Raw genomic sequence first — 7003 nt, forward strand, 5'->3', positions numbered from 1 at the left:
CCAGATTCAGAGTCTGGTGCCTTACCGCTTGGCTATACCCCAATTTCGGCAACACCGATATTCTAATAAAAAACCATGCATTTGTCAACAACAAATTTCATTATTTTAAGGAAACTTTCGAAAAAGTTTGGAAATGCATAAAAAATTCATTGCCAATGCCATTTCTTTATTATATTATTAGTATGCTGATTGAAAGGGTGACAATACATATATGAGTAAAATTAGAACGAGATTTGCACCAAGCCCTACCGGTTATATGCATATCGGTAACCTGAGAACTGCTTTATTTGAATATTTGATCGCAAAACATGAAGATGGTGACTTCATTCTTCGTATTGAAGATACCGACCAAGAACGTTTAGTAGAGGGTGCTGTAGATATTATTTACGATACATTAAAAGAGGTCGGTTTAACCCATGATGAAGGGCCAGATGTTGGTGGCGATTTTGGACCATACGTTCAATCTGAACGCTTGCCTATGTATAAAAAATATGCCGATGAATTGGTTGATCTTGGTGGTGCACATTATTGCTTCTGCGGTGAAGAAGAGATTGAAAAACAGCGCAAAGAAGCCGAAAGCCTTGGTATCTCTTTTAAATATGATGATCCATGTAAACACATCTCTGTTGAAGAGGCAAGAGAACGTATCGCAAATGGCGAGAAATATGTCGTACGTCAGACCATCAAGCATAGTGGCGAAACCTATTTTGATGATGAAGTATATGGACGTATCGAAGTGGATAACAGTATCTTAGATGAAAGTGTACTGCTAAAATCTGATGGGTATCCTACATATAACTTTGCGAATATCATTGATGACCACCAAATGGGAATCACCCATGTCGTACGTGGAAACGAATACTTGTCTTCCACACCAAAATACAATCTGATTTATCAGTCTTATGGATGGGACATTCCAACATATGTACATGTTCCACCGGTTATGAAGGATGAACAGCATAAGTTGAGCAAACGTAATGGGGATGCCAGTTTCCAGGATCTAGTCAAGAAAGGCTATCTTCCACAGGCTATTTTAAACTACATCGCGTTATTAGGATGGTCTCCGGAAACAGAACAGGAAATTTATACGTTAGAAGAATTAATTAAAGTATTTGACATTAAACGTATTTCTAAATCACCAGCCATCTTTGATATTGATAAACTGACTTGGATGAATGGTATGTATTTACGTGAGATGAGCGTTGAAGAATTCTATGAACTGGCAAAACCATATATTGAACAAAGCGTTCATCGCCCTGTGGATATGATGGCTGTAGCGCGCATTTTGCAGCCACGTACTGATGTTTTATCCACAATACCGGAAAGTATTGACTTTATTGATGAATTGCCGGAATATGATATTGCCATGTATGTTCATAAGAAGATGAAGACAACGTATGAAATTGCCTTAAAGGCGCTAAAAGCTGCGAAAGAGGTATTATCAGAGCTGAACGACTGGTCAAATGAAGAAACCCTTCATGAATTACTGTTAGCATTGCCGAAACAGATGGAAATGAAAAATGGGCAGATTTTATGGCCGGTACGTACCGCTATTACGGGAAAACAGTTCACTCCGGGTGGAGCTATTGAAATTGCGCATATCTTAGGTAAAGATGAAACATTAAAGCGTATTGAAGTTGGTATCGCAAAGCTAGAAAAAGAGGTAAATTAAAACCAATACACGAACAACCTGTACAAACGGGTTGTTTTCTTTTTCTATAAGCAAAAGAGTATACGTTTTTCTACGCAATCGAATTATGATTTAAAAGAAAAGTTACTATCTTTATGGATGAGCAAGGAATATCTTAGCAGTTAGATCCCATGCTCTTTGCGTTGTTATTTTTATGGAATGTATCTATAATAGAGGCATGGGAGGTATTGTTATGGAAAAGGATTATATACAGCAGCGTTTACATGACTTTATCAATCGCCGTTTACAGGCCCAAAATACGATTAATGCAATGATGGAAATGCGCGTGCTTTCTATCAACATAAATAAAAAACAGGTGATATTACAATTCCCTGTGCAAAAATGGCAATTAAATCCTGCCGGGCATATGCATGGAGGCATGCTTTCAACCGCTATGGATATTACGATGGGATGTGCATCCTATATCTTTAGTGATGCCAGCTTTACACCAACGATTCAAATGTCTGTAAACTTTGATAAGGGGATAGCGGAGCATGAAACATTGGTGATTGAAGGCTATTGTGATCATGTGGGAAGCCGCATCGTTCAGGCTCGAGCAATTGCACACTTTTCTGACAGCGATGCGCTTGTTGCTACAGCCAATGGTTCCTATGCTGTTAACCATAGACAAAACTAAAAAGTTTTAATTCTCTAACGATGTTTTGAATGTAGTTTCATTTTGATCGATTCCTTAATTTTCATATCGATGACATGTCATCTTTATAAGAAACTATCATCATGGATTTATTCGTTTTTTTAGAATCTTTCATATACATTTAATCATAAGAATATCATATCTGAAATAAACATGGTACAATCATATTATACAATATGGGAGAATGTTATGAAAAAGGATCAATTAAAGAATTTCGTTGAGGTCGCTGATTGCGGCAGTATCAACAAGGCAGCGGAAAAACTCTATATCAGTCAGCCTAGCTTAAGTCGTTCGATTCACGCATTAGAAGAAGAAATGGGGAGAAAACTTTTTATCCGCTCAAATCGTGGTATCACCCTTACACCTACTGGTAATCTCCTTTATTATTATGCACGTTCGATTTTAAATCAGTTTCGTGTATTAGAGCGTTTGAAAAAATTAGAAAATGAGCAAATCTATAGTAAACTATCAATTTCTGTAAATTCTATATTTCTACATGATGATATGATTTTGGAATTTTATAAACGTGCTTCTTCAGCCGAAACAGAGATACATTTCATTGAAACCACAGCAGAAGAAGTTTTACAAAATGTGGTACAGCTACGCTCTGAAATCGGCATTACGATTTTGAATGATTTACAACTTGGCGTGTTTTCAAAAATGGCAGAGATAAAAGAAATTGAAGTTATGGTAATGGATCGTAAGCCATTATATGTACATGTTAACGAAAAGATACCGTTACAAGATAGTCGCTTTGTCGATGCTGAAGAGTTAATTGAGTATCCTTATATACATTTACCGAAAGATTTCTTTTCAGATTTAAATCAATCACTAACCATCAACAAAACGTTGTTATCGGATTTTAAAAAAATGATTACGATGAGTAATTATCATGCTATTATCAACATGATCAATCACGCTCAAGCCTTTTTATTAGGAAATCAATGGCAAATAGATGAATTGCGACATTCTAATATTCGCAGTCTGCGTTTTAAAAATTGCGATATCATGGAAAATTTCGTTATTATAAAAAGAAAGCGAGAGATCTTATCCAGTGCAGGAGAAATCTTTCTTGATATTTTGAAAAAAGAATATGGGTTTATGTAGTTATGCGAAAAAAACATAACCAGATATGATGCTATTAGCATTATGCAACTTTCCTTTTCTGGCTTACAATAAGGATGTAAAGAAAAAGACATAAATTGTCTGCAAGAAAAACATTACTTTGAAAAGGAGAGAATTATCATGAAAAAAAGTACATTATTATCACTCGCTACCGCTGGTGCCATCGTATTAACATCAGCAGGAACTTACGCTGTTTGGGATACATTAAGTGGAACATCAACAGGTCAGATCACTGTTGCTAATTCTAGCGTTACAGTTGCCGCAACAAATATGACGTTTGTAGAAGGTACAGATACAATTGGAGAAGATAGTATAGCGTATACTGGAACAGCTAAATTTGAAGTAACAGATGCTGGTAACAATGTGAATACGATGACATTAGTACCTACAGTGAAAAATGGAGAAAATATTGTAAATGCTGCTGATGTTGATGTCACAATCAAAAAAGGTGAAGTAGAATTAACTAAAACAGATGCTAACTATACAGATACTACTTTAACAAGTGGTGATAATGAATATACGGTAGAAGTCACTGTAAAAAATAAAGCTTTAGCTGGTAATACATTAGATGTTGAAGTGACAGGTACTGCAAGTCATAGCTAAGCAAAAAGCCGTCGAACGACGGTTTTTTTAAAAGGAGGTTCTCTTTAAGATAGAATATGTTAAAGGAGAGATTGTCATGCAATTGAGAAAAAAATGGCTAAAATTGATAAGTGCTGCCCTCTTGACAGTACTTTTATCATGTCTGTTAAGTGCTGTCTTTTGGCCGGAAAAGACTTCTCAATTCATCGGTTATCGTTTTTATACGGTATTAACGGATAGCATGGAGCCGATCATTCCTACACATTCTCTAGTATTTAGTAAACGGATTGATGAAGATGAACCATTGCAGCCAGATACCATCGTTACCTTTCATGCCAATCGTTTTGGTAAAGATATTTTATTGACGCATTATTTTAAGAAGACACAGGTCAAAGATGGAATAACTTATTATCGAACACAAGGTGCGAGTGCAAAAGATTATGATAATTATGAAACAACACGTTCAGATATTATCGGAAAATATATGTTTCATATTCCTTATTTGGGAAAGATCTTCCTCTTTCTAAAAAGCCCTTTTGGTTTACTCATGTATGCAGAATTAGCAGTGATTTTTCTGATAAATCGTGTAATACGCACACGATGGGAAGAAAAGGATAAAGAAATCAAAGAAAAAGAAAAGGCATTATCAGAAGTAAAGAAACAAATGCAGAAAAGGCTATCCATCACAAAGCTTACTTCCTTTATCGATATGAATGACACGCTCCACCTGCATGGGACATTGACAAATTATTTTCCTGAAGCCGTTTCTTACATAGTTGCAAAACTGACTTTCTATGATGAGCAAAAACATGAACTCTTCCATGAAAAATGGTATCTCTGTGGTAAAGAAGGGATACTTGCTAAGGAAAGTAAAGATTTCTCTTATACGCATTTACATGCCAAAGATATAGCGCATTATCACATAGCTATTCTTTCGTATAAAAATATGGAGGATGCACAGGAGTGATGAAACATCACTTCTTTTTTTAAACGCATATTTGCGTAAAGGAGTGGGCAGAATATGCAAAATGAGGTACAATAGGATAGACGATTGATGAGGAGGCAAATGCTATGACGATTATTGAAAAACTAACAGCTTTGCGTTCGCTGATGAAAGAACGCCATATGGATGCGTATATCATTCCAACATCCGATTTTCATGAGACCGAATACGTGGGAGAACATTTTAAGGCAAGAAAATATATGTCTGGTTTTAGTGGGTCTCAGGGAACTTTAATCGTATGTCAGGATAAGGCAGCGTTGTGGACGGATGGGCGCTATTTTATTCAGGCTGAAAACCAGTTACAGGGAACAACGATTGATTTAATGAAACAAGGTGAAGAAGGCGTCCCTACGATGGAAGAATATTTATATGAAAATGTTTTTGAACATGGTACGGTAGGCTTTGATGGGCGCGTAATGAACACTGCCCTTGTGGAAAAACTAGCGGATAAATTACAGGCGAAAAAAAGTACTTTTGCTTGTGAAGAAGATTTGGTAGGAATGATCTGGAAAGACAGACCGGCATTGCCCAAAAAGAAAGGGTTCTTTTTAGAAGAGTGCTACAGTGGAGAAAGTACAAAAGAAAAACTGAAACGCATTCGTGCTGTCCTAAAACAAGAAAAAGCGACACATCATATCGTAACATCTTTGGATGATATTGCTTGGATCTTGAATATGCGTGGCTGGGATATTGCTCACTTCCCGGTAATGCTAAGTTATCTGATCATTGATGAAAACAGTGCATCCTTATATATTAATGAAAGCAAGCTTGATGATCAATTACGTGATAATTTGCAAGAAAATGCTATTGTCATATGTCCATACGATGCCATTTATGAGGATGTGAAAAAAATTGCCCAAGATGCTGTTGTGCTGTTGGATAAAACGATCGTGAATTATGCTATTACTTCAGGGCTGCATAAGGAGATTACCGTAATAAATCGTCCTAATCCTAGCCAACTTATGAAGGCGATGAAGAATCCGATTGAATTGGCGAATAATCGAAAAGCACACATTAAGGATGCGATTGCCATGTGTAAATTTATGTATTGGTTAAAAACCAAGATCGGTAAAGAAACGATTACCGAAATCAGTGCCAGTGCATACCTGGAAACATTACGCAAGGAACAGGGCTGTTTCGATATCAGCTTTGATACCATATCGGCTTATAAGGAACATGCGGCAATGATGCATTATAGTGCCAATGAGGAAACAAATGCCGAATTGAAACCAGAAGGCATGTTATTGGTAGATAGTGGCGCACAGTATTTGGAAGGCACCACCGATATTACCAGAACCTTTGTGTTAGGTGCTATCAGTGATGAAATCAAGCATCATTTTACAACAGCATTGCGTTCCCATATCGCGTTATCAAAAGCACATTTCTTATATGGTTGTCGTGGCTTAAACTTGGATATTTTGGCAAGAGGACCATTATGGGATCTTGCTCTAGATTATAAATGTGGTACCGGTCATGGCGTAGGACATGTATTGAATGTTCATGAAGGTCCAAATGGTTTCCGCTGGCGCATTGTACCAGAAAGAAATGATAGCTGTGTATTAGAGGAAGGTATGACGCAGTCAAATGAACCGGGTGTTTATGTCGAAGGCTCTCATGGTATTCGTCATGAAAATGAAATGGTCGTATGCAAGGGTGAAAAGAATGAATATGGTCAATTTATGTATTTTGAAACCATTACGTTTGTGCCCTTTGATCTGGATGGTATTGATGCATCTTTATTAACACAGTATGAAAAAGCATGGTTGAATGCATATCATCAAGAAGTATATGAAAAGATTTCTCCTTATTTAATGGAAGAAGAACAAAGCTGGCTTCGTGAAGCGACCAGAGCAATCTAAAAGAAAAGAGCTGCCCCCCAAAAGGTAGCTCTTATTGTATGAGAAAACCCCCAGATAGTCTGGGGGTTCCGTAGAGCTTTAGCGATGAG

The 7003-nt window shown here is 36.9% G+C and carries 6 protein-coding genes; all 6 read left to right on the forward strand.

The genetic code is table 11. The features are described from left to right. The first annotated feature begins 211 nt into the window (after positions 1 to 211). The 6 genes from gltX to AC1VS3_RS12470 all read left to right on the forward strand — a co-directional run bounded on the left by gltX (position 212) and on the right by AC1VS3_RS12470 (position 6914). A complete protein-coding gene (gltX, locus tag AC1VS3_RS12445; RefSeq protein WP_008689747.1) occupies positions 212 to 1672 on the forward strand; it encodes a glutamate--tRNA ligase in 1461 nt (486 codons plus the stop codon). A 211-nt stretch (positions 1673 to 1883) separates the two neighbouring features. Beyond that, the gene (locus tag AC1VS3_RS12450; protein WP_196029888.1) at positions 1884 to 2327 is read left to right on the forward strand and encodes a PaaI family thioesterase; all 444 of its coding nucleotides are present in this window, start codon (positions 1884 to 1886) and stop codon (positions 2325 to 2327) included. Positions 2328 to 2534: 207 nt separating this feature from the next. Further along, positions 2535 to 3452, forward strand: coding sequence for a LysR family transcriptional regulator (locus AC1VS3_RS12455; protein ID WP_196029887.1), 918 nt, complete (start codon positions 2535 to 2537; stop codon positions 3450 to 3452). A 138-nt stretch (positions 3453 to 3590) separates the two neighbouring features. Next, positions 3591 to 4073, forward strand: a complete 483-nt coding sequence (locus tag AC1VS3_RS12460) for a hypothetical protein (RefSeq protein WP_331866903.1) — start codon at positions 3591 to 3593, stop codon at positions 4071 to 4073. A gap of 76 nt (positions 4074 to 4149) precedes the next feature. Continuing rightward, the gene (locus tag AC1VS3_RS12465) at positions 4150 to 5019 is read left to right on the forward strand and encodes a S24/S26 family peptidase (protein WP_331866904.1); all 870 of its coding nucleotides are present in this window, start codon (positions 4150 to 4152) and stop codon (positions 5017 to 5019) included. A gap of 104 nt (positions 5020 to 5123) precedes the next feature. Then, positions 5124 to 6914: an aminopeptidase P family protein gene (locus AC1VS3_RS12470; protein ID WP_331866905.1), complete on the forward strand. Its 1791-nt coding sequence runs from the start codon at positions 5124 to 5126 to the stop codon at positions 6912 to 6914. Positions 6915 to 7003 lie beyond the last annotated feature (89 nt).

The organism is Longicatena sp., from assembly GCF_982403165.1.